Source organism: Belnapia mucosa (genome assembly GCF_016775475.1).
GTDB classification, from domain to species: Bacteria; Pseudomonadota; Alphaproteobacteria; order Acetobacterales; family Acetobacteraceae; genus Belnapia; species Belnapia mucosa.
Genome location: NZ_JAEUXJ010000005.1, coordinates 299,540 through 319,347 on the forward strand (window position 1 = coordinate 299,540; position 19,808 = coordinate 319,347).

The 19,808-nt window shown below is 72.6% G+C and carries 22 protein-coding genes; 14 read left to right on the plus strand and 8 right to left on the minus strand.

The features are described from left to right. The first annotated feature begins 203 nt into the window (after positions 1–203). The gene (locus JMJ55_RS14880; RefSeq protein WP_202826342.1) at positions 204–611 is read left to right on the plus strand and encodes a helix-turn-helix domain-containing protein; all 408 of its coding nucleotides are present in this window, start codon (positions 204–206) and stop codon (positions 609–611) included. Positions 612–613: 2 nt separating this feature from the next. On the opposite strand, the gene JMJ55_RS14885 is transcribed toward JMJ55_RS14880, so the two are convergent. The 7 genes from JMJ55_RS14885 to hrpB all read right to left on the minus strand — a co-directional run bounded on the left by JMJ55_RS14885 (position 614) and on the right by hrpB (position 7,995). Further along, entirely contained in the window at positions 614–1,405 is a 792-nt protein-coding gene (locus tag JMJ55_RS14885) for an enoyl-CoA hydratase/isomerase family protein (RefSeq protein WP_202826343.1), read from the minus strand. Positions 1,406–1,546: 141 nt separating this feature from the next. Then, a complete protein-coding gene (locus JMJ55_RS14890; RefSeq protein ID WP_202826344.1) occupies positions 1,547–1,810 on the minus strand; it encodes a hypothetical protein in 264 nt (87 codons plus the stop codon). Positions 1,811–1,869: 59 nt separating this feature from the next. Next, on the minus strand, positions 1,870–3,192 hold the full coding sequence (locus JMJ55_RS14895) for a sensor histidine kinase (RefSeq protein ID WP_202826345.1): 1,323 nt from the start codon (positions 3,190–3,192) through the stop codon (positions 1,870–1,872). Positions 3,193–3,275: 83 nt separating this feature from the next. After that, entirely contained in the window at positions 3,276–3,956 is a 681-nt protein-coding gene (locus tag JMJ55_RS14900; RefSeq protein ID WP_111467902.1) for a winged helix-turn-helix domain-containing protein, read from the minus strand. A gap of 28 nt (positions 3,957–3,984) precedes the next feature. After that, on the minus strand, positions 3,985–5,064 hold the full coding sequence (locus JMJ55_RS14905) for a trypsin-like peptidase domain-containing protein (protein WP_236033716.1): 1,080 nt from the start codon (positions 5,062–5,064) through the stop codon (positions 3,985–3,987). A 109-nt stretch (positions 5,065–5,173) separates the two neighbouring features. Further along, positions 5,174–5,380, minus strand: a complete 207-nt coding sequence (locus JMJ55_RS14910) for a hypothetical protein (protein WP_202826346.1) — start codon at positions 5,378–5,380, stop codon at positions 5,174–5,176. A gap of 62 nt (positions 5,381–5,442) precedes the next feature. After that, positions 5,443–7,995 carry an ATP-dependent helicase HrpB gene (gene hrpB / locus JMJ55_RS14915; RefSeq protein ID WP_202826453.1) on the minus strand — a complete coding sequence of 851 codons (2,553 nt, stop codon included), beginning with the start codon at positions 7,993–7,995 and terminating at the stop codon, positions 5,443–5,445. Between the two features lie 147 nt (positions 7,996–8,142). Between hrpB and JMJ55_RS14920 the strand changes: the two genes are divergently transcribed. The 13 genes from JMJ55_RS14920 to JMJ55_RS14980 all read left to right on the plus strand — a co-directional run bounded on the left by JMJ55_RS14920 (position 8,143) and on the right by JMJ55_RS14980 (position 18,906). Next, positions 8,143–8,766, plus strand: a complete 624-nt coding sequence (locus tag JMJ55_RS14920; protein WP_202826347.1) for a DUF4189 domain-containing protein — start codon at positions 8,143–8,145, stop codon at positions 8,764–8,766. Between the two features lie 87 nt (positions 8,767–8,853). After that, positions 8,854–9,099 (plus strand): hypothetical protein, encoded by a 246-nt coding sequence (locus JMJ55_RS14925; RefSeq protein WP_202826348.1) that lies wholly within the window; start codon positions 8,854–8,856, stop codon positions 9,097–9,099. Positions 9,100–9,158: 59 nt separating this feature from the next. After that, on the plus strand, positions 9,159–9,497 hold the full coding sequence (locus JMJ55_RS14930) for a hypothetical protein (RefSeq protein ID WP_202826349.1): 339 nt from the start codon (positions 9,159–9,161) through the stop codon (positions 9,495–9,497). Positions 9,498–9,508: 11 nt separating this feature from the next. Continuing rightward, positions 9,509–11,599 (plus strand): protein-disulfide reductase DsbD family protein, encoded by a 2,091-nt coding sequence (locus tag JMJ55_RS14935; protein WP_236033717.1) that lies wholly within the window; start codon positions 9,509–9,511, stop codon positions 11,597–11,599. A gap of 87 nt (positions 11,600–11,686) precedes the next feature. Continuing rightward, the gene (locus JMJ55_RS14940) at positions 11,687–12,283 is read left to right on the plus strand and encodes a PadR family transcriptional regulator (RefSeq protein ID WP_202826350.1); all 597 of its coding nucleotides are present in this window, start codon (positions 11,687–11,689) and stop codon (positions 12,281–12,283) included. Positions 12,284–12,287: 4 nt separating this feature from the next. Further along, positions 12,288–12,581, plus strand: coding sequence for a DUF2218 domain-containing protein (locus JMJ55_RS14945; protein ID WP_202826351.1), 294 nt, complete (start codon positions 12,288–12,290; stop codon positions 12,579–12,581). Positions 12,582–12,651: 70 nt separating this feature from the next. After that, entirely contained in the window at positions 12,652–13,563 is a 912-nt protein-coding gene (locus JMJ55_RS14950; RefSeq protein WP_202826352.1) for a lysophospholipid acyltransferase family protein, read from the plus strand. Positions 13,564–13,752: 189 nt separating this feature from the next. Further along, the gene (miaB, locus tag JMJ55_RS14955) at positions 13,753–15,159 is read left to right on the plus strand and encodes a tRNA (N6-isopentenyl adenosine(37)-C2)-methylthiotransferase MiaB (protein WP_202826353.1); all 1,407 of its coding nucleotides are present in this window, start codon (positions 13,753–13,755) and stop codon (positions 15,157–15,159) included. Then, complete coding sequence (locus JMJ55_RS14960) at positions 15,156–16,241, plus strand: PhoH family protein (protein ID WP_407927541.1); 1,086 nt, start codon at positions 15,156–15,158, stop codon at positions 16,239–16,241. Before miaB ends, JMJ55_RS14960 begins: the two co-directional genes overlap by 4 nt. 67 nt (positions 16,242–16,308) lie before the next feature. Further along, positions 16,309–16,788 carry an rRNA maturation RNase YbeY gene (ybeY, locus tag JMJ55_RS14965; RefSeq protein ID WP_236033718.1) on the plus strand — a complete coding sequence of 160 codons (480 nt, stop codon included), beginning with the start codon at positions 16,309–16,311 and terminating at the stop codon, positions 16,786–16,788. Then, positions 16,785–17,702 (plus strand): hemolysin family protein, encoded by a 918-nt coding sequence (locus JMJ55_RS14970; RefSeq protein WP_202826354.1) that lies wholly within the window; start codon positions 16,785–16,787, stop codon positions 17,700–17,702. Before ybeY ends, JMJ55_RS14970 begins: the two co-directional genes overlap by 4 nt. Before the next feature lie 6 nt (positions 17,703–17,708). Next, positions 17,709–18,143: a hypothetical protein gene (locus JMJ55_RS14975; protein WP_202826355.1), complete on the plus strand. Its 435-nt coding sequence runs from the start codon at positions 17,709–17,711 to the stop codon at positions 18,141–18,143. Between the two features lie 22 nt (positions 18,144–18,165). After that, a complete protein-coding gene (locus JMJ55_RS14980; protein WP_202826356.1) occupies positions 18,166–18,906 on the plus strand; it encodes an endonuclease III domain-containing protein in 741 nt (246 codons plus the stop codon). On the opposite strand, the gene JMJ55_RS14985 is transcribed toward JMJ55_RS14980, so the two are convergent. Continuing rightward, the gene (locus JMJ55_RS14985; protein ID WP_202826357.1) at positions 18,827–19,804 is read right to left on the minus strand and encodes an NAD(P)H-dependent glycerol-3-phosphate dehydrogenase; all 978 of its coding nucleotides are present in this window, start codon (positions 19,802–19,804) and stop codon (positions 18,827–18,829) included. The two genes, JMJ55_RS14980 and JMJ55_RS14985, sit on opposite strands and share 80 nt — an antisense overlap. Positions 19,805–19,808: the final 4 nt, after the last annotated feature.

The window sequence follows — 19,808 nt, forward strand, 5'->3', positions numbered from 1 at the left end:
AGCCGTCCGATGCGGCAATGCCCGCCAAGCCAGCCCGATGCCGGCTCGAATGTACGGAATATTACGAAACGGAACGGTTTCCTGCCACTTTGTTGCATTACGTCATATCGGTGACAAAATCTCGGGAATACCCTGCCCAATGACTAGGCAATCCTTGGTAGAATGCCTATCGTCCCAGGGTTGATACCGAGTGACTGCACGCCATGGCGCACGCTGCAACGACCCTGCCCAAGCCAGCCCATACCCAGGGCCGGGACGATAGCTTCAGCGACCGCCTGCGCAAGGCGCGGCAGGATGCCGGCGTGACCATGGCGCAGATGGGCATTGCGCTCGGCGTCAGCCCGCAGCAGGTGCTGAAATACGAACGCAGGCAGAACCGCCTCTGCGCCGACCGCCTGCCGATCTGGGCCGCGACCTGCGGCGTCACGGTCGACGATCTCCTCGGCCATACCGGGCGGGACACCATCTCCCTCTTCGGCGCCGAGGGGGTGATGAGCCTGGTCCAGGCCTTCACCGCCATCACCGATGCCTCGGTCCGGCAGACGTTGATCGAGATGGCCCGCGCCCTGGCGATCGTGGACCGCCAGCGGCGGGAGCGTCCGGCCGGCTGAGCTCAGCGGCCACGGAAGGCGGGCTTCCGCTTCTCGGCGAAGGCGGCCGTCGCCTCGCGGTGGTCCTCGGTCGCGCTGACCACGCCGACGCAGCTGGCGGCGAAGGACAGCGCATCGCGGAAGCTGCTGGTCTGGCCCTGCTGCACCATGCGCTTCATCAGCCGGATGCCGACCGTGGGGCCGGCCGCCAGGCGCTCCGCCACCGAATAGGTATGCGCCATGAGTTGGTCGTCCGGCACCGCCTTGTTGATCAGGCCGATGCGCTCTGCCTCCGCCGCACCGACGAAATCGCCGAGCCAGAGCATCTCCAGCGCCTTCGGCGTGCCGACCAGCCGCGGCAGCATCCAGGCGCCGCCATCGCCGGCGACGAAGCCCACCTTGATATAGGTCTCGGCGAAGCGCGCGCTCTCGGCGGCGAAGCGCAGGTCGCCCATCAGCGCCATGTCCATCCCCGCCCCGGTGGCGGCGCCGTTGACCGCGACGAGATAGGGCTTATCCAGCTCCATCAGCGTCAGCGGGATGCGGTGGACATGGTCGGTCAGGTATTTCGCCCGGTCCCAGGGCTGCTGGCCGCCGGCGGTATTCGCCGCCATGCGCTTCACATCGCCGCCCGAGCAGAAGATGCGGCCGGCCCCCGTCAGCACCACGCAGCGGATCGCGTCGTCGCGGATGCATTCGCGCAGCGCCTGTTCCCAGAGCGCCAGCATCTCGGTGGTGAAGGCATTGCCGCTGTCGGGGCGGTTCAGGGTGATGGTGGCGATGCCGCCCTGGGTCTCGAAGAGCAATTCGCTCATGCCGGCGCGTCCTCCTATGCGGCGGGCATCCTGCCCCGGCCGGTGGAGGGCGGCTAGAGCGTGATCGCCGAAGGCTGGAACGGCCGAAGGCATGAATCACGCGACCACACAACACCCTAGACCATGATCCGCGATCATGGTCTAGGGCGCGGCTGCCTGGGCGGCGCGCACGGCGCGGCGCAGCTTGGCGATGCCGGTGCGGACATGGCCGTCGCCGCAGAGCTTCATCCCCGCTGCCGCGAGCGAGCGGGAGGGCTCGCGCGAGGCCGCCGGCATGCCGGAGAGCCGGTTGGCCAAGCTGTGGCAGTACTCCGCCGTGTCGGTGGTGATGCGGGGCCCGGGCTCCGCCATCGCCGTCACGGCCAGCACCAGCAACAGGGCGGGCGAGGAGAGAAGCGGTTGCATGGCGCGCCAGATTGGGCGCCGGCGCCTGATGTAGCAGTGGGCAGCGGATGACGCTTCGGTCATGGCGCCGGCAGCAGGATCACGGCGCGCAGGCCGACCCGCCCATCCGGCTCGTCGGGCTTGGCATCCTCCAGCCGCAGGTCGCCGGCATGCAGATGCGCCACCGCCTGCACCAGCGACAGGCCGAGGCCGGATCCGGGGGTGGCGCGCGCCTTGTCGGCCCGGAAGAAGCGCTCGCCGGCATGGCTTCGGTCGTCGGGTGAGAGGCCTGGCCCGTCATCGGCCACCGAGATCTCCACCCCCTCCGGCACCCGCCGGGCACCGAGGCGCACCACCCCGCCGGCCGGGGTGAATTTGATGGCATTGTCGAGCAGGTTGGCCACCGCCTGCAGCAGCAGGTCGCGGTCACCGACCAGTTCCAGCCGCTCCGGCAGGTCGGTGGCCAGGGTTTGCTCCCGCGCCTCGGCCGCGACTTCGTAGATCTCCGCCGCATCGGCCAGGACCGGCACGAGGTCGAAGGGGGCGAAGGCGGCGCGGCGGGCGCCGGCCTCGGCCTCGGCGATGCGCAGCAGGGCCTGGAAGATGCGGCTGATGCCGTCGAGATCGGCGATCCCCTGTTCCACCGCCGCCCGCAGCGCCGCCTCGTCCGGCGCGTCCGAGAGCGCGTCCTCCAGCTTGGCGCGGGCCCGGGCGATCGGCGTGCGGAGGTCATGGGCGATGGCGTCGGAGACGCCGCGCACGCCCTCCATCAGGGTGCCGATCCGGTCCAGCATGGCGTTCAGGGTCTGAGCCAGCCGGTCGAACTCATCACCCCGTCCGGACAGCGCGACGCGGGCGCCGAGATCGCCGCCGGCGATCGCCGCGGTGGTGGCGAAGACCAGCGACATCCGCGCCTGCAAGGCGTGGCGCAGCAGCCAGGCGCCGAGCAGGGCGAAGAGCACCACGGCGCCGGAGGCCCAGAGCACGCCCTCGGTCAGCAGCCGGCGGAGCTGCTCGCGCTCCGACTCGTCGCGCCCGACCAGCAGCCGGAGGCCGGGGAGTTCCACCCGGTAGAGCCGGGCCTCGGCGGCGATGCCGTCATGCAGGACGCGAGTGCGGAACCAGTTGCCCTCGGCCGGGGTGGTGCCCGGCCAGCGGTCGAGATTGCCCGCCAGGCGCCGCGTGCCCTCCGCCTCCATCAGCAGGTAGATCGACTCATTCTCGACATCGACCGCCAGCCGCTCCTCGATCGCCTCGGCGAGGCCGGTGGCACCGGCCTCGCGCCAGCGCTCCGCCAGGGCCAGGGCATCGGCCCGGATGGCGGCATCAGTCTGCCGGTCGAGCGCACCGGCCGTCGCCCACCAGAGCACGGCAACGAGCGCAATGGCAGCCGAGGCGAACATCGCCGCAAACAGCAGCGCGAAGCGGAAGCCCGCGCTGCGCAGCAGCCGTGGCGGCCCGGGCAGGCTGGGCGCCAGAGTCTGGTTCAGGGCTCGGCCCGGATCATGTAGCCGGCATTGCGGACGGTATGGATCAGCGGCCGGTCGAAGCCCTTGTCGAGCTTCTGCCGCAGCCGCGAGACATGCACGTCGATGACATTGGTCTGCGGATCGAAATGGTAGTCCCACACCTTCTCGAGCAGCATGGTGCGCGTCACCACCTGGCCGGCATGGCGCATCAGATGCTCCAGCAGGCGGAATTCACGCGGCTGCACATCGATCCGCTTGCCCGCCCGCGTCACGGTGCGGGAGAGCAGGTCGAGTTCCAGATCGGCGACGCGCAGCTTGGTGGCCGGGGCATCGACCGAGGGGCGGCGGCCCAGCGCTTCGACCCGCGCCAGCAGCTCGGCGAAGGCGAAGGGCTTGGTCAGGTAGTCGTCGCCGCCGGCCTTCAGGCCCTTCACCCGCTCATCTACCGCCGAGAGGGCGGAGAGGAACAGCACCGGCGTGCGGTTGCCCTGGCTGCGCAGCGTCTCGACCAGCCGGACGCCATCGACGCCGCCAGGCAGCATGCGGTCGAGCACCAGCATGTCGAATTGCTCGGAGGCGGCGAGGAAGAGCCCGTCCCGTCCGTTGGTCGCGTGCTCGACCGTATGGCCGGCTTCCTGCAACCCCTTGCGGACGAAGCGGGCGACCTCGGCGTCGTCCTCGACCAGCAGAATGCGCATGGCGTCCTCGATCCTTATCGCTGCCTTGTTAGCCCTGGCCGGGCCGGCGGCCAACCTGGACGGGCAACTCGCGCTCCCGCCCCTCCCGCAGCACGGTCAGGCGGATGGTCTGGCCGGGCGCCACGGCGGCGACGGTGCGGACCAGGGCGCGGGAGGTCTCGACCCGGTCGCCATTGATCGCCACCACCACATCGCCCTGGCGCAGCCCGGCGCGGCCGGCCGGGCTGTTGCGCTCGATGCCGGCAACCAGCACGCCGCGGCGGGCGGCGCGGCCATCCTCCGGCACCAGATCCTGGACCGAGACGCCGAGCCAGCCGCGCTCCACCCGCCCGTCGCGCCGCAGCTGCTCGATCACCGGCCGGGCGAGGTCGGAGGGGGTGGCGAAGCCGATGCCGGCCGAGGCGCCGGAGGGCGAATAGATGGCGGTATTGATGCCGATCACCTCGCCGGCGGCATTGAACAGCGGCCCGCCGGAATTGCCCGGATTGATGGCGGCGTCGGTTTGGATGAAATCGTCGAAAGGTCCGGCGCCGATCTCCCGCCCGCGGGCGGAGACGATGCCGGAGGTGATGGTGCCGCCCAGGCCAAAGGGATTCCCCGCCGCCAGCACCCAGGACCCGACCCGGGTCGTCGAGGAGGAGCCCCAGGACACCGCGGCCAGCGGCACGCGCGGCTCGACCTTCAGCAGGGCAAGGTCGGTCAGCTCATCCGTGCCGACGACGCGGGCGGCAAGCTCGGTGCCATCCTGCAGTGCCACCACCACGCGCGTCGCGCTGCCGACGACATGGTTGTTGGTGACGATGTAGCCGGTCGGGTCGATGACGAAGCCGGAGCCCGCGCCGGAAACCTCCTGCCGCCGGTTGCGCAGCCGGTCGCGGAAATAGCGCTCGAGCGGGGTGCCGCGCAGCTCGGGGGGAAGCTGGGTGGCGGTCTGCTCGGCAGTGACGGCGATATTGACCACAGCCGGCAGGACCCGCTCGGCCAGGTCGGCGAAATCGGGCAGCAGGCCGCGCTGGGCGCTGGCCGGCCCCGGGACGGTGGCGCAACCGGAAAGCAGGGCAGCGGCAAGAAGGCCGATATGGCGGCGCTGCAGGCAGGGGGGGTTCAAAGGCAGGGTCCTTGGGGGAGGAAGCGGCGAGTCGCCCTGCATCTTGGGAAGATGGATGCGGTCCTTCAACCTCCTGCCCTTGCTTCGCCGCCCGGGATGGCCCCGAGGATTACGGCGCCAACAGGAGCCGGGCCAGGAAGGTCAGTACCGCGACCAGGGCCAGCATCAGCAACAGGCCGCCCAGCATCGAGACCCGGTCGCGGAGGCCGCCGGCATCGGCTGCCTCCTCGGGCAGGACGGCGCCGCGATGCTCGCGCGGCGGCACCTCATCCCCGAGATGGGAGACGTATCGGGTCCGGCGGAACGGTCTGAGCATGGTCGGCCTCCTGCGCTTCCATTACATCTAAGGGCCAGGGCTGGATCATTCCTTGCTCAGGATCAAGCCGGCCGCCCGGGCCGCGGCGGGTCGGCGGCGGCACTGGCCGGGTCCTCAGGCCAATTATGCTTCGGGTAGCGGCCGCGCATCTCCTTCCGCACCTCCAGCCAGCCGCCGCGCCAGAAGCCGGCGAGATCGCCGGTGACGGCGACCGGCCGGCCGGCAGGGGAGAGCAGCGCGACCTGGAGCGGCACGCGGCCCTCGGCCAGGGGCGGCAGGCGGGTCAGGCCATAGAGGTGCTGCGGCCGCGCCTCCAGGGTCGGCACTTCGCCGGTATAGTCGATGGCGGCGCTGCGCCCGGCGGGCAACGGGAGGCGGGCGGGCAGCGCGGCATCCAGCCGCTGGCGGCGATCCCAGGGCAGGCCGGCCAGCAGCAGATCCGGCAGGTTCAGCCCGGCGAGGTCGGCCAGGCGCGACCGGCCGTGCAGATGCGGCGCGAGCCAGTCCTGCACCGTGGCGGCGAGCGCCGCATCCGAAGCGTCCGGCCAGGCCTCGCCCTCCACTCCCCGCATCCAGCGCAGCCGGGCCTGGAGCTGCCGCGCGGCTGGAGTCCAGGGCAGGTCGCGCAGGCCGCGTTCCGCCACCGCCGCGGCCAGAGCGGCGGCGACCAAAGCGGGGTCGGGATTGGGCAGCGGCTGCTCCTCCAGCACCAGCGGCCCGAAGCGGAGGCGGCGGCGGGCCAGCACGGCACCGGCGCGGGCATCGAAGGCGGCGCCTTCCTCACGCCGGAAACGCTCGGGGAAGCGCGCCTCCAGCACGGCGCGGTCGAGGGGCGCGGCCATGCGGATGCGCGCCTCGGTGCCCTGCAATTCGAGATCGGCGACAGCCAGCAGCGGCGATTTGGACAAGGGATCGGTGGCGGGCAGGCGCGCCCCCTGGCCGGAGGCAAGGCGGAAGGCGCCGGCCATCACGCCGCGCACCGCGGCGATGCGGTCGGGGAAGCCGGCGGCCAGCAGGGCGCCGGGATCGCCCTCGGGATGGGTGCCGCCGTGCAGACCGAGCCGGCGGCGATGCAGCGCGGCAGCGCGGCGGATGCGCTGCACCGTCGGGCGATCGGCATTCGGATGATCGCCGCCATGCAGCAGGTCGAGGCGCAGCGTCACATCGCTCGGCGCCTCGCGGCCGCGGATCGGATCGCGCTCCTCCAGCAGCGCGGCGAGGTCGGCGGCCAGCGCCCCCTCCCCCTCCCCCTCGGCGGCGGCCAGCATGCGGGCGAGGCGCGGATGGGTGCCGAGCCGGGCCATGCGCCGGCCGGTCGCGGTGATGCGCCCCTCGGCATCCAGCGCGTCGAGGTCGCGTAGCAGGCTGCGGGCGGCGGCCAGCGCCCCGGCCGGCGGCGGGTCGAGCCAGGCGAGATCGCCCGGCGCGGCGCCCCAGGCGGCGAGATCGAGCGCCAGGCCCGACAGCTCCTCCTCCAGGATCGCCGGCCGGTCCTGCGGGGCGAGGCCGCGATGCAGCGCCTCCGACCAGAGGCGGATGGCGACACCGGGCGCGGTGCGGCCGGCGCGGCCGGCGCGCTGCTCGGCCGCCGCCTTGCTGATGCGCACGGTGACGAGCCGCGTCAGCCCGGTCGCGGGGTCGAGCCGCGGCGCGCGACGGAAGCCGCCATCCACCACGATGCGCACGCCGGGCACGGTCAGCGAGGTCTCGGCGATGGAGGTGGCGAGCACCACCTTGCGCCGCGGACCTGGGGTCAGCGCCCGGTCCTGCTCGGCCGGCGGCATCTCGCCATGCAGCGGCAGCACATCCGCCTCGATCCCCGAAAGGCGTTCCGCGGTGCGCCGGATCTCGCCCCAGCCGGGAAGGAAGGCGAGGACATCACCCTCATGCGCCCGCAGCGCCGTGCGGATGGCGCCGGCCATGGCTTCCGGCAGGTCGCGCGGATCGGCGAGGTCGCGCGGGCGATGCTCGATGCTGACGGGCCAGGCGCGGCCGAGGCTCTCGATGGTCGGCGCGTCGCGCCGTTCAGGCGCGCCGATACCCTCGCGCCGTTCAGGCGCGCCGGGACCAGCGCCGAGCAAGCCGGCGAAGGCGCCGCCATCCAGTGTCGCCGACATGGCCAGCAGGCGCAGTTCCGGCCGCAAGGCGCGCTGCAGGTCGAGGCAGAGGGCGAGCGCCAGGTCGGTGTCGAGATTGCGCTCATGCGCCTCATCGAACAGCACGCCGGCAACGCCATCGAGGCCGGGGTCGGATTGCAGCCGGCGCACCAGCAGCCCCTCCGTCACCACCTCGACCCGCGTCGCGGCGGAGACCGCGCGGTCGAGCCGGGTGGAGAGGCCGATGGTGCCGCCCGGCGCGGATTCGCCGAGCAGCTCGGCCATGCGTCGCGCGGCGGCACGGGCCGCGACGCGGCGCGGCTCCAGCACCAGCAGCTTGCCCCCGGAGGCCCAGTCTTCCTCCTTCAGCACCAGCGGCACCAGCGTGGTCTTGCCCGCGCCGGGCGGGGCGATGAGCACGGCATTGGAGCCGGCGCGCAGCGCGGAGGTGAGTCCCGGCAGGGCCTCGGTGACGGGCAGGTCGGCCAGAGGGAGGGACGAAGGGAGGGACGGAGGCATGGCCGGGGCATAGCCCGAGGCCAGCCGCGCGCCCATGCCGAAGCGACCTTCCGTGACACAGGACTGCGACAAAGCCCCGGGACGCGACATCTGGGCGCGACCTGCGGGCGCGAAAACCCGGACACGCGCTCCACTGCAAGGCTTTCGATGTCCCCCTTCCGCCTCGCTGCCCTGGTCCTGCTTCTCGCCTCATCGGCCGCCGCTGCCGATAGCCCGGCCTGCCGTGCGGCCTGCGGGGCGATGGCGCAGTCCCGGGCGGCCAATCCGGTGCCGGTGCAGGCCTGCCTGATCCGCTGCGAGGCCTCGGCCCGCTACCAGGCCGGGCTGCGCGGTGGGCAGGCGGCGGCGCTCGGCCGGGTCGCGGTGGCGGTGACGGGCCCGGTGCGCGGCATGCCCGTGTCCTTCGCCCAGCCGCATTGGGGCGCGATCTATGCCGCGGCCCCGCCGGCGCCGCAGATCGGCATTGCCTTCGGCGAGGGGGACCGGCTCCTCGCCCATAGCGGGGCAGCGCAGCGCTGCAGTAGCGGGCGCGAGAGCAGCTGCCGGATGCTGCTGGAATTCACTGAGCGCTGCGGCGCGGTGGCGCAGGCGCGGCGGAAGCGCGGCATCCTGCTGACCGACCATCCCAGCACCTATGAGGTCGCGGCTCTCGCCACCGGCACCGGCAGCAGCCGGGCCGCGGCGGAGGAAGACGCGCTGGCGCAATGCCGCGGGCGGGACGGCCAATCGGCCTGTCGCATCGCTGCATCCGCTTGCACAGCGGGAACGTAATTTAGGTGCCGCGGCATTAAAACTTCGCTTGCTCGCGGGACCGTGATCTGGATACAGTATGCAAATCGCGCAAATGTGAGGATGGCCATGCAGACCAAACTCTCCAGCAAGCCGAGGCGCCTGCCTGCCGCAACCGCCGATGCCGCCGAATCGCGGCGTCGCACGCTGAGCGCGGTGATCGCCCATAAGCGCCGCTGCCGCGAGGCCGGGGTGCCGGATGCCGCCACCATCAGCCGCATGGTCGAGGCCTTCCTCGCCAGCGGCGGCTCCGTCACCGCCTGCCCCACCGCCTATGTCCTGCCGGTTCAGAACGGCACCGGCCGCCAGAGCTGACTGCACCCGGCGGCCGGAGCCCGTCCGGCTGCCAGACCCCCTCGATACGGATTCCGCGCATGTCCCAGATCATCGTCTTCCCGCTCGCCCGGCCGGCGCCTCGCAGCGGCGGCGCCGATGTCGCCACCCTGGCCGACCGCCTGCACAAGATCGAGCGCAGCGAGAGCGATGACGAGGCGATCATGGACCTGGTCGTGGATGCCGAGCTGACGGCGCTGGACGCGCTGGCCGCGGCCCCGGCAGCGAGCCAGTCGGATGTGACGCTGAAGCTGGCCGCCCTGCTGCGCCGGCTGGAAGCCGAGGACGGCATGGTCCCCGATGGCGAGATGGCGCTGTTGCGCTCCGCCCTGCGGGACATGCGGCGCCTCGCCCGCCGCCCGGTCGCCGCCCGGGCCTGACCGGGCGCCCCTTGCGGGGGCCCCTGCGCATCCCGTTCTATCCGGGCATGCGCCCCTTCGTTACCCTTCTGATCCTGCTGGCCGGACTGGCCGCCGCTCCGGCCGGGGCGGTGGAGAGCGCGGCGGTGCGCTCCCCCCGGGCCACCGCGACCCTGGTCGCCGACCGGCTGGCACTCGCGCCCGGTGAGGAATTCCGCCTTGGCCTGCGGCTGCGGCTGGCGCCCGGCTGGCACAGCTATTGGCGCAATGCCGGCGATGCCGGGGCGGCGCCGGAACTGGCGCTGACCCTGCCCGAGGGCGCCACGGCCGGGACGCTCGAATTCCCCGCCCCCAGCCGCATCGCCACCGGCCCGCTGATGAGCTTCGGCTATGAGGGCGAGGTGCTGCTGCCTGCGCGCGCCACGGCCTCGGCCACCGCCGATGGCGCCATGCACGTCGAGGCGGAGGCGAATTGGCTGGTCTGCGCCGATCTCTGCATCCCGGAGGAGGGGCGCTTCCGCCTGACCCTGCCGGTGGCGCCGGCCGGCCGGCTGGACCCTGCCCTCGCCCCCCTCTTTGCCGCGACCGAGGCGGCGCTGCCGCGCCCCTCCCCCTGGACGGCGCGGGCAGCGCTGGAAGGGGCGCGCGGCAGCCTCAGGATCGACGGCGCGGGGCTCTCGCCCGGACTGGTCCGCGAGGCCGCATTTTTCCCGGATGAGCCGGGGCTGATCCAGAATGCCGCGCCGCAGGCGCTGCGGCTGCGGGATGGCGGCCTGACCCTCGGCCTGCGACGGCCGGAGGGGGCGGCGGTGCCGGCGACCCTGTCCGGCGTGATGGTGCTGGTCGATGCCGGCGGGCAGCGCTCGGCCTATGCCGTGGCGGCGCCGGTCGGCGGCGCGGTGGAGGCGGCCGAGGCCGGGCTGCCGCTCTGGCAGGTGCTGGGCTCGGCGCTGCTGGGCGGGCTGCTGCTGAACCTGATGCCCTGCGTCTTCCCCATCCTGGCCATGAAGGCGATGGCGCTGGCGCGGCTCTCCGGCGCGGCGCGCGGCGCCGTGCGGGCCCATGCCGCGAGCTATACGGCGGGGGTGCTGGTCAGCTTCCTGGCACTCGCCGGCATGCTGATCGGGCTGCGCGGCGCCGGCCTCGCCGCGGGCTGGGGCTTCCAGTTCACCGCGCCGGCCTTCGTCGCGGTGCTCGCCTGGCTGATGCTGGCGATCGGGCTCAACCTCTCCGGGGTCTATGCGGTTGGGGGACCGGCAGGGGCCGGGGCGGGTCTTGCCGCCCGGGGTGGCCATGCAGGCAGCTTCTTCACCGGGGTGCTGGCGGTGCTGGTAGCGACGCCGTGTACCGCGCCCTTCATGGCAGCGGCGGTCGGGGCGGCGCTCACCCTGCCGCCGGCTGAGACCCTGCTGGTTTTCGCGGCGCTCGGCCTCGGCTTGGCGGCGCCCTATGCGCTGTTGGGCTTGTTCCCCAGCCTCGCCGGGCTTCTGCCGCGGCCGGGTGGCTGGATGGAGGCGCTGCGCGGGGCGCTGGCCTTCCCGATGTATGGCGCGGCGGCCTGGCTGGCCTGGGTGCTGGCGCAGCAGGCCGGGCCGGATGGGCTGCTGCTGCTGCTGGGCGGCGCGGTCTTGATCGGCTTCGCCGCCTGGGCGCTCGGCCTGGCGCAGCGGGGTGGTGGGCGCGCCGGGCGTCTGCTGGCCGGGGCAGCGGCGATCGGCGCGCTGGCCCTGCTGCCGGGGCTGACCTCGGCGCCTCCCGCCATGGCGGGGGCGGAGGCCGCCGCCGAGGCCTGGTCGCCGGCGCGGGTCGCGGCGCTACAGGCCGAGGGAAGGCCGGTCTTCGTCAACATGACCGCGGCCTGGTGCATCACTTGCAAGGTCAACGAGCAGCTCGTGCTGCGGAGCGCGCCGGTGCAGGCGGCCTTCGCGGGCCGGAACCTCGCCTATCTCAAGGGCGACTGGACTGGGGGCGACGCTGTGATCGGCGCCCTGCTGCGGGAGCATGGGCGGGAGGGCGTGCCGCTCTACCTCGTCTATCCCGCTGGCGGCGGGGCACCGCAGGTGCTGCCCCAATTGCTGACCGAAGGCATCGTGCTGCGGGCGGTCGAGGCCGCCGCCGGCTAAAGAAAAAAGTCCAAAGGGTGGGCCTTGCATCCGATCATATCTCGATATATCTGAAATTTAGATATGTCGAAACACAGTCGGAGAGACATGATGAGATTCCACTCCTTCCACCGCCACGACCGGCACCACCCCTTCGGCCATCGCTGCGCCCGCGGCGAATTCGGCCCGCGAGGCGGTCGGCACCATGAGGGCGAGGGGCATCGGCACGGCCGACGCAGCGGCGGCCGGACCGGGCGCCTGCTGGACCATGGCGAGCTGCGCCCGCTGGTCCTGGCCCTGATCGCCGAGAAGCCCCGCCATGGCTACGACATCATCAAGGCCATCGAGGAGCGCGCCGGCGGCGCCTATACCCCGAGCCCCGGCGTGGTCTACCCGACCCTGACCATGCTGGAGGAACTCGGCCATATCGCCATTGGCAGCGAGGACGGGCCGCGCAAGCTCTACGCCATCACGCCCGAAGGCCAGGCCTGGCTGGAGGCCAACCGCCCGACGGCCGAGGCAGTGCTGGCGCGCCTCGCAGCCCATGGGACGGAAGGCGGCCCCTCGCCGCAGATCCTGCGGGCGATGGAGAACCTGAAGCTGGCGCTGCGCCTCAGGCTCGGCCGTGGCCGGCTGGAACCGGCGCAGGTGACGGCCATCGCCGCGGCCATCGACGCCGCCGCCACCGCCGTCGAGCAGGCCTGAGCCGATGCCGCAGTCCGAAGCACGCGTCACGCTGGAGAGCCCGGGCCGATATCTCGGCCAGCTCTGCAAGCATTTCGCCCATAGGCTGCCGGTGACGCAGGAGGCAGCGCAGGGCTCCATCGCCTTCCCCACGGGGCTTTGCCGGTTGGAGGCGGGGGAGGACCTGCTGCTGCTGCGGGCCGAGGCAGCGGATCCGGCGGCGCTGGAGCAGCTTCAGGATGTCGTGGCGCGGCACCTGCTGCGCTTCGCCTTCCGGGCGCCGCCGGAGATCACCTGGCGCCCGATCGAGGGCGGTTGAGCGGATATCATCCCTCCGTCGCCGCGCCGACATTGCGGCGTCACGGAACGCGGGCTATCCGCTCGCCCTCATGGAAGCCGTGGCCCGCGACCCGATCGAAGCCCTCCGCCCCCGCCGGCTGCGCCGGAAGAAGCCCCTGCGCTTCAAAAGCGGCCTGCCGGGCGGGCGGTTGTTCGACGTCTTCGAGGAGCGCCCGCTCGGCGGCCGGATCCGGGCGGTGCGGCGGATCATCGCGGTGCTGCTCTGGACCCTGGTCTCGATCCCGATCCAGGCGGTGCTGCTGCTGCTGCCGGGCCGGCCGAAGATTGTCTTCGCGCGCATCTACCACGCGGTGCTCTGCCGGCTGATCGGCCTCCGGGTGCAGGTCATCGGCCTGCCCACCACGGCGCGGCCGGTGCTGTTCCTCTCGAATCATTCCTCCTGGCTCGATGTGCTGGTGCTCGGCGGCGTGCTGGAAGGCTGCTTCGTCGCCAAGGCCGAGGTCGGGACCTGGCCGCTGATCCGCACCGTGGCGCGGCTCGGCCGCACCGTCTTCGTCAGCCGCAGCCGCGGCCGCACGGGCTCGGAGGCGGGTGCGATGCGGGACCGGCTGAAGGCGGGCGACAGCCTGATCCTCTTCCCCGAGGGCACCAGCAATGACGGCACGCGGGTGCTGCCCTTCCGCAGCTCCTTCCTGGCCACCGCCGGCGCGGCGGAGCAGGTGCAGCCCGTCTCCCTCGTCTATGACCGCCTCGGCGGGCTGCCGGCCTGCCGGCGCGACCGGCCGCTCTTTGCCTGGTACGGCGACATGGAGATCGGCAGCCATTTCTGGCGGCTGGCGCGGCGCAGCGGCGCGCGGGCGACGGTGATCCTGCACGAGCCCTTCGCGCCCGCCCTGCTGCCGGACCGCAAGGCGATGGCCGCCGCCAGCTGGGCCACCGTCTCCGACGGCGCGGCGCGGCTGCGGCAGAATCGCCCGGCCGGGCCGCTGGCGACGGTGTGACCAGCGCGCGCTTGACCTGGCGCCAGCCCGCGGCCGAACCTTGCCGCATGCTGCGATTCGCGCATCCCGTCCGAGACGGTTTCGGGGCCCCGGCGCCCCCCATCCCGGCTTGACCGCGCCCCTCCACCTGCGCATCTGCGCGAGCAAGCCCGGCGCCATGGCGCCGGCGAGGTGGAATGGGGTCTTGGCATGACGGCGAGCGCAGCGGCACCGGCGCGGAAGCGGCTCTTCATCCGCACCTGGGGCTGCCAGATGAATGTCTATGACAGCACCCGCATGGCGGATGTGCTGGCGCCCCTCGGCTATGCCCCGGCCGAGGCGCCCGAGGCGGCCGATATGGTCATCCTCAATACCTGCCACATCCGCGAGAAAGCGGCGGAGAAGCTGTTCTCCGAGCTCGGACGGCTGCGCGAGATGAAGCGGGAGCGCGAGTCCGCCGGCGCCGGGATGGTGCTGGCCGTCGCCGGCTGCGTCGCCCAGGCCGAGGGGGCGGAGATCACCCGCCGCGCCCCCTGGGTCGATATCGTGCTGGGGCCCCAGACCTATCACCGCCTGCCGGAGATGGTGGCGCGGGCGGCCCGGGCCGGCGGCGCGGTGATCGAGACCGAGATGCCGGTCGAGCAGAAATTTGACCACCTGCCGGAACAGGCGGCGCCGCCCGGCATCACCGCCTTCCTGACGGTGCAGGAGGGCTGCGACAAATTCTGCTCCTTCTGCGTCGTTCCCTATACCCGCGGCGCTGAATATTCCCGCCCGGCTTCGGCGGTGCTGGCCGAGGCGCGGCGGCTGGTCGCGGCCGGGGCGCGGGAGATCACGCTGCTCGGGCAGAACGTGAATGCCTATCACGGCGAGGCGGCGGATGGCGGGACCTGGGGCCTGGCGCGGCTGCTGCGGGAGCTGGCGGAAATCCCCGGCCTGCTGCGGCTGCGCTACACCACCTCCCACCCGCGGGACATGGATGAGGCGCTGATCGCGGCGCATCGGGACATCCCCACCCTGCTGCCCTGGCTGCACCTGCCGGTGCAATCGGGCAGCGACCGGGTGCTGGCGGCGATGAACCGCGGCCACAAGGCGGCGGATTTCCTCCGCATCGTGGAGCGGCTGCGGGCAGCGCGGCCGGATATCGCCCTCTCCTCCGACTTCATCGCCGGCCATCCAGGCGAGAGCCGGGAGGATTTCGCGGCGACCCTGGCCCTGGTGCGGGAGGTCGGCTTCGCCGCCTCCTACAGCTTCAAGTATTCGTCCCGCCCGGGGACGCCGGCCGCCGGCGCGCCGCAGCAGGTGCCGGAAGCCGAAAAGGATGCCCGCTTGCAGGAACTTCAGGCCCTGTTGCGGGAACAGCAGGACGCCTTCAATCGTTCCCGTGCCGGGATGGTAGTGCCGGTCCTGCTGACCGGGCCGGGCCGGCATCCCGGTCAGGTGATGGGCCGCTCGCCCTGGCTCCAGCCCGTCCACCTCCAGGCGGATGCGGCACTGGTCGGGCAGGAGGTGCAGGTCCGCATCCTGGCGGCGCATCCGAATTCCCTCTCCGGCGTGCTGGTCTCCGGGGAGGCTGCTTCCCACATCCTGTCCGCAGAGGAGCCCGCCCCCGCTTGAACACCGCCCCCATCGTCCTCCGTGCCGGAGAGAGCCGCGCCGCGCGGCCGTCTCCGCCCGCATCGCCGGAGCAGCGCACCGTGACGCTGCAATTCGACGATAACGCCCTGCTCCCCCTGCTCTATGGGGAACATGACCGCCACCTGGCGCGTATCGAGCAGCGATTGGGAATAAGGCTCGGCTCGCGCGGAAACCGCCTGACCATAGGCGGCACGCCCGAGCGGACGGAGGTGGCCGAGGTGGCCCTGAAGGCGCTGTGGCGCCGGCTGGAAAAGGGCCAGCCGGTCGGCACGGCCGAGGTGGAGGCGGCGCTCAGGATGGCGGAAGGCGATGCCGAGGGCGATCCCCGCCTGCCCCTGCAGGACCGGCCGGAGATCCGCACCCGCAAGGCGGCGATCGCGCCGCGCAGCCCGGCCCAGGCCGCCTATATCGACCTGCTGGCCCGGCAGGAAATGGTCTTCGGCATCGGCCCGGCCGGCACCGGCAAGACCTATCTGGCGGTGGCGCAGGGCGTCGCCTTGCTCCAGGCCGGGCGGGTGGATCGCATCGTGCTGTCCCGCCCCGCGGTCGAGGCCGGGGAGCGGCTCGGCTTCTTGCCCGGCGACCTGAAGGAGAAGGTGGACCCCTATCTTCGCCCCCTGTATGACGCGCTGCACGACATGCTGCCCGCAGAACAGGTTGCCCGCCGGATCACCTCGGGCGAGATCGAAATCGCGCCCCTCGCCTTCATGCGGGGGCGGACGCTCGCGCATTGCTATGCGATCCTGGACGAGGCGCAGAACACCACCCCGGCCCAAATCAAGATGTTCCTCACCCGCATGGGCGAGGGCACGCGGATGGTGATCACCGGCGACCCGACCCAGGTCGACCTGCCGGCGGGGCAGCGGAGCGGGCTGGTCGATGCCCTGAAGATCCTGGACGGTGTTCCAGGCATCGGCGTCGCCCGCTTCGACGAACGCGACGTGGTGCGCCACCCCTTGGTGGCGCGGATCGTCGCAGCCTATGGCCGCGCGGATGGCCAAGCTGCCGACCAGCAGCCGGACCGGGGGCGCAAGAAGGAACGCGATGGAACCGGACAGTAGTCGGCCCGAAGGCCTGCCGGAGGGGCTGGAAGATCCCCTTCAACCGGCTTTCGGGATCATGGATGGGATGCGGCCTGCGCCCATGGTGCAGGTCCCCATGGTGCATATCGATGTAATCGTCGAGGATCCGGCCTGGCGGCGGGCGCTGCCGCGGGCCGAGATCCTGGCCCGCCGCGCCGTCGCCGCGGCGCTGCGCGAAAGCGGCGCCGAGGGGCTGGTGACGGTGCTGCTGGCCGATGACCGGACGCTGCGCCGGCTGAACGGCGAGCATCGCGGCAAGGACAAGCCGACCAATGTGCTGAGCTTTCCCGCCGGCGCGCCGGGGCATCTGGGCGACATCGCCCTCGCCCTCGGTGTGGTCCGGCGCGAGGCGCTGGCCGCGGGCAAGCCCTTCGCGGCCCATGCCGCGCATCTGGTCGCCCATGGCGCCCTGCACCTGATCGGCCATGACCACCTCGCGGCCGGCGAGGCGCGGCGGATGGAGCGGGCCGAGGCACGGGCGATGCACCGCATGCGGCTGCCCAATCCCTGGAGGCACGCGGCATGAGCGCGGCCAACGGCAGCGGCCACCACAACGGCCGCGACGGGCTGCTCTGGCGGCTGCAAGGATTGCTCCGGCGGCGCGAGGCGGAGAGCGTCCGCGACCGCATGGAGGAGCTGATCGAGGAGCCGCACGAGCCCCATGAGCCGGGCCTGCCCGGCCAGCCCGGCACCGACGATCTCGATGCGCAGGAACGCGCCCTGCTCGGCAACGTCCTCAAGCTGCGCGGCAAGACCGCGGGCGATGTGATGCTGCCCCGGGCCGATATCATGGCCATGCCGGAGGACTACACGCTGGAACAGGCCATCCGGCTGATCCAGCGCGACGGGCATAGCCGCTACCCGGTCTTCCGCAAGCAGCTCGACGACATCGTCGGCATGGTCCACATCAAGGACGTCTTCGCCAGCGTCGGCAACGACGCCTCCTTCGACATGAAGGCGATCCTGCGCAAGCCGCTCTTCGTCGTGCCCTCCGTCCCCGTGCTCGACCTGCTGCTGCAGATGCGCCAGGCGCGCATCCATATGGCGCTGGTGGTGGACGAGTATGGCGGCATCGATGGCCTCGTCACGATCGAGGACCTGGTCGAGACCATCGTCGGCGACATCGCCGATGAGCATGACGAGCCGGGGCCGCCGCAACTGGTGGAGAAGCCGGACGGCACCATCGAGCTGGATGCCCGCACTCCGGTCGAGCTGTTCGAGGCGCGGCTGGGCCCGGTGCTGACCGAGGAGGAGCGCGCCTCCGACATCGACACCATGGGCGGGCTGGTCTTCACCCTGGCCGGGCGGGTTCCGGCCAAGGGGGAGCTGGTCTCGCATTCCTCCGGCCTGGAATTCCGGGTGCTGGAGGCCGATCCCCGGCGCATCCGGCGGCTGCGGGTGCGGCGGCCGGGGACGCAGCAGAAGCAGGCAGCGGAGTAGGGCGCCATGGCCTTCAAGGGCAAACCGCCGGGCACCGGTTCGGGCGAGATGTCCCGCACCACCCAGGCGTTGCGCCCGAGCATCGCGCTGACCGAGCAGGAGGCGCGGCGGGCCCGTTCGCTGCGCCGCCAGGGCATGGCGCCGCCGGAGATCGCCGAACGCCTCGCCAAGCCGCTGGAGGAGGTGGAGAAGGCGCTGCTGCAGATGCGCAACCCGCGCCCGGAAACGACGCGCGGGACGCTGAATGTCACGCTGGCTGCGCATCGCTTCGTCATGGGCGAGCGCCAGGGCGATGAGCCGCTCTGGCAGACCATGGACCGGCTTTTCGATGAACTGATCCGCCGCCGCGCCGAGGCCGCACGCCGGGCGACCGCCAGACGGGGCGGCGCCGCGCCCGAGGAAGAGGCGCTGCTGCCGGGGCTGGAACGGCCGAACGGCTAGCGCCGCGCCGCGTTGCGGCAGGATGGATGCCAGCGCGGCGAAGGACCCCTTCGATATCGACCTCGTCTTCCGCCTGCTGCGGGAGGCGGTGGCGAAGCTGCCCAAGGCGGCGATGTTCGAGCTGCGCGACCGCGGCCACGACACCCCTTTCGAGCAGCTTGTCGCCGCGCTGATCTCGGCCCGGACGCGGGACGAGGTGAGCCTGCCCGTCTCCGAACGCCTCTTCGCCGTGGCGCGGACGCCGGAGGCGATGGCGGCGCTCGACGAGGCGCGGCTGATCGGCCTGCTCCATGGCGCGACCTTCCCGGAACCCAAGGCGCGGGACATCCTGGCCCTGTCCCGCCAGATCGCTGCGGCAGGCGCGGTGCCCGACACGCTTGAGGGGCTGATGGCGCTGCGGGGTGTCGGGCCGAAGATCGCGGCGCTGACGCTCGGCGTCGGCTTCGGCAGGGCGGCGATCTCGGTCGACATCCATGTGCACCGCATCGTCAACCGCTGGGGCTATGTCGCGGCGGCGACGCCGGAGCGGACGATGCGGGCGCTGGAGGCGGTGTTGCCCGAGCGCTACTGGATCGAGATCAACGAGCGGCTGGTGCCCTTCGGCAAGGCGATCTGCACCGGCGAGCGGCCGCGCTGCGGCGGGTGCCTGCTGATCCGCCAGTGCCGGCAGGTCGGGGTGGTGCCTATTCGTCCCGGCGCGGACGGGCCAGGAGTTGCGCCATCGCCTCGGCGACCGTCGCCTCGCCGGCCAGCAGCGCGGTGACGGCGGCGCAGATCGGCAATTCGACGCCGGCGGACCCGGCGCGGGCCAGCAGGGCGGGCGCGGTGGCAGCGCCCTCCGCCACGCTGGTCTTGCCCGCGAGCGCCTCCGCGAGGCTGAGGCCACGGCCGAGGGCCAGGCCGAGCGCGGTGTTGCGGCTGGAAGGCCCGGTCGCGGTCAACAGCAGGTCGCCGAGGCCCGACAGGCCGGCCGCGGTCTCGGCACGGCCGCCAAGGGCCACGACCAGACGAGAGAGTTCGGCCAGGCCACGGGTGATGAGGGCGGCGCGAGCGTTCTCGCCCAGCCCGGCGCCGATCACCGCCCCGGCCGCGATGGCGATGACGTTCTTCGCCGCCCCGCCGACCTGCACGCCGATCGGATCCTCGCTGCCATAGAGGCGGAAGCCTGGGGTAGCGAGGTGGTCGGCCACCATCTCCCGCAAATCCGGGTCACGGCTCGCCAGGACGGCGGCGGTGGGCAGGCCGGCGGCGACTTCATGGGCGAAATTCGGGCCGGACAGGATGGCCGAGGGATGGGCGGGGCGGAGCGCCTCGACGAGTTCGAGGGGGAGCAGGAGACTGCCCTGCTCGACACCCTTGGCGGCGAGGATGAGGGGCGGCAGGGCCTCCGGCAGACGGCCAAGCAACGCGCGGAGATGCTGGGTCGGCACGGCGAGCAGGGCGAAGGCGGCGCCGCCCAGCCTCGCCGGGTCGGCGGTGACGGCGATGGCGGGCGGGAGGGACGTGCCGGGCAGGTGAAGCGCATTCTCGCGCGCCGCCTGCATCGCCGCCGCGCGGGCGGGGTAGCGCGCCCAAAGGGCGACGTCATGGCCTGCCCGGGCCGCCTGCACGGCGAGCGCCGTGCCCCAGGCGCCGGCCCCGATGACGGCGATCCGCGGCATCCGC

Coding starts and splice junctions, on each gene's coding strand:
- JMJ55_RS14945 (WP_202826351.1), top strand. CDS start 12,288: ATGCCGCAGTCCGAAGCACGCGTCACGCTGGAGAGCCCGGGCCGATAT.
- JMJ55_RS14920 (WP_202826347.1), top strand. CDS start 8,143: ATGTCCCCCTTCCGCCTCGCTGCCCTGGTCCTGCTTCTCGCCTCATCG.
- JMJ55_RS14970 (WP_202826354.1), top strand. CDS start 16,785: ATGAGCGCGGCCAACGGCAGCGGCCACCACAACGGCCGCGACGGGCTG.
- JMJ55_RS14930 (WP_202826349.1), top strand. CDS start 9,159: ATGTCCCAGATCATCGTCTTCCCGCTCGCCCGGCCGGCGCCTCGCAGC.
- JMJ55_RS14940 (WP_202826350.1), top strand. CDS start 11,687: ATGATGAGATTCCACTCCTTCCACCGCCACGACCGGCACCACCCCTTC.
- JMJ55_RS14980 (WP_202826356.1), top strand. CDS start 18,166: ATGGATGCCAGCGCGGCGAAGGACCCCTTCGATATCGACCTCGTCTTC.
- JMJ55_RS14900 (WP_111467902.1), bottom strand. CDS start 3,956: ATGCGCATTCTGCTGGTCGAGGACGACGCCGAGGTCGCCCGCTTCGTC.
- ybeY (WP_236033718.1), top strand. CDS start 16,309: ATGCGGCCTGCGCCCATGGTGCAGGTCCCCATGGTGCATATCGATGTA.
- JMJ55_RS14890 (WP_202826344.1), bottom strand. CDS start 1,810: ATGCAACCGCTTCTCTCCTCGCCCGCCCTGTTGCTGGTGCTGGCCGTG.
- JMJ55_RS14975 (WP_202826355.1), top strand. CDS start 17,709: ATGGCCTTCAAGGGCAAACCGCCGGGCACCGGTTCGGGCGAGATGTCC.
- JMJ55_RS14910 (WP_202826346.1), bottom strand. CDS start 5,380: ATGCTCAGACCGTTCCGCCGGACCCGATACGTCTCCCATCTCGGGGAT.
- JMJ55_RS14895 (WP_202826345.1), bottom strand. CDS start 3,192: ATGTTCGCCTCGGCTGCCATTGCGCTCGTTGCCGTGCTCTGGTGGGCG.
- JMJ55_RS14950 (WP_202826352.1), top strand. CDS start 12,652: ATGGAAGCCGTGGCCCGCGACCCGATCGAAGCCCTCCGCCCCCGCCGG.
- miaB (WP_202826353.1), top strand. CDS start 13,753: ATGACGGCGAGCGCAGCGGCACCGGCGCGGAAGCGGCTCTTCATCCGC.
- JMJ55_RS14880 (WP_202826342.1), top strand. CDS start 204: ATGGCGCACGCTGCAACGACCCTGCCCAAGCCAGCCCATACCCAGGGC.
- JMJ55_RS14925 (WP_202826348.1), top strand. CDS start 8,854: ATGCAGACCAAACTCTCCAGCAAGCCGAGGCGCCTGCCTGCCGCAACC.
- hrpB (WP_202826453.1), bottom strand. CDS start 7,995: ATGCCTCCGTCCCTCCCTTCGTCCCTCCCTCTGGCCGACCTGCCCGTC.
- JMJ55_RS14985 (WP_202826357.1), bottom strand. CDS start 19,804: ATGCCGCGGATCGCCGTCATCGGGGCCGGCGCCTGGGGCACGGCGCTC.
- JMJ55_RS14885 (WP_202826343.1), bottom strand. CDS start 1,405: ATGAGCGAATTGCTCTTCGAGACCCAGGGCGGCATCGCCACCATCACC.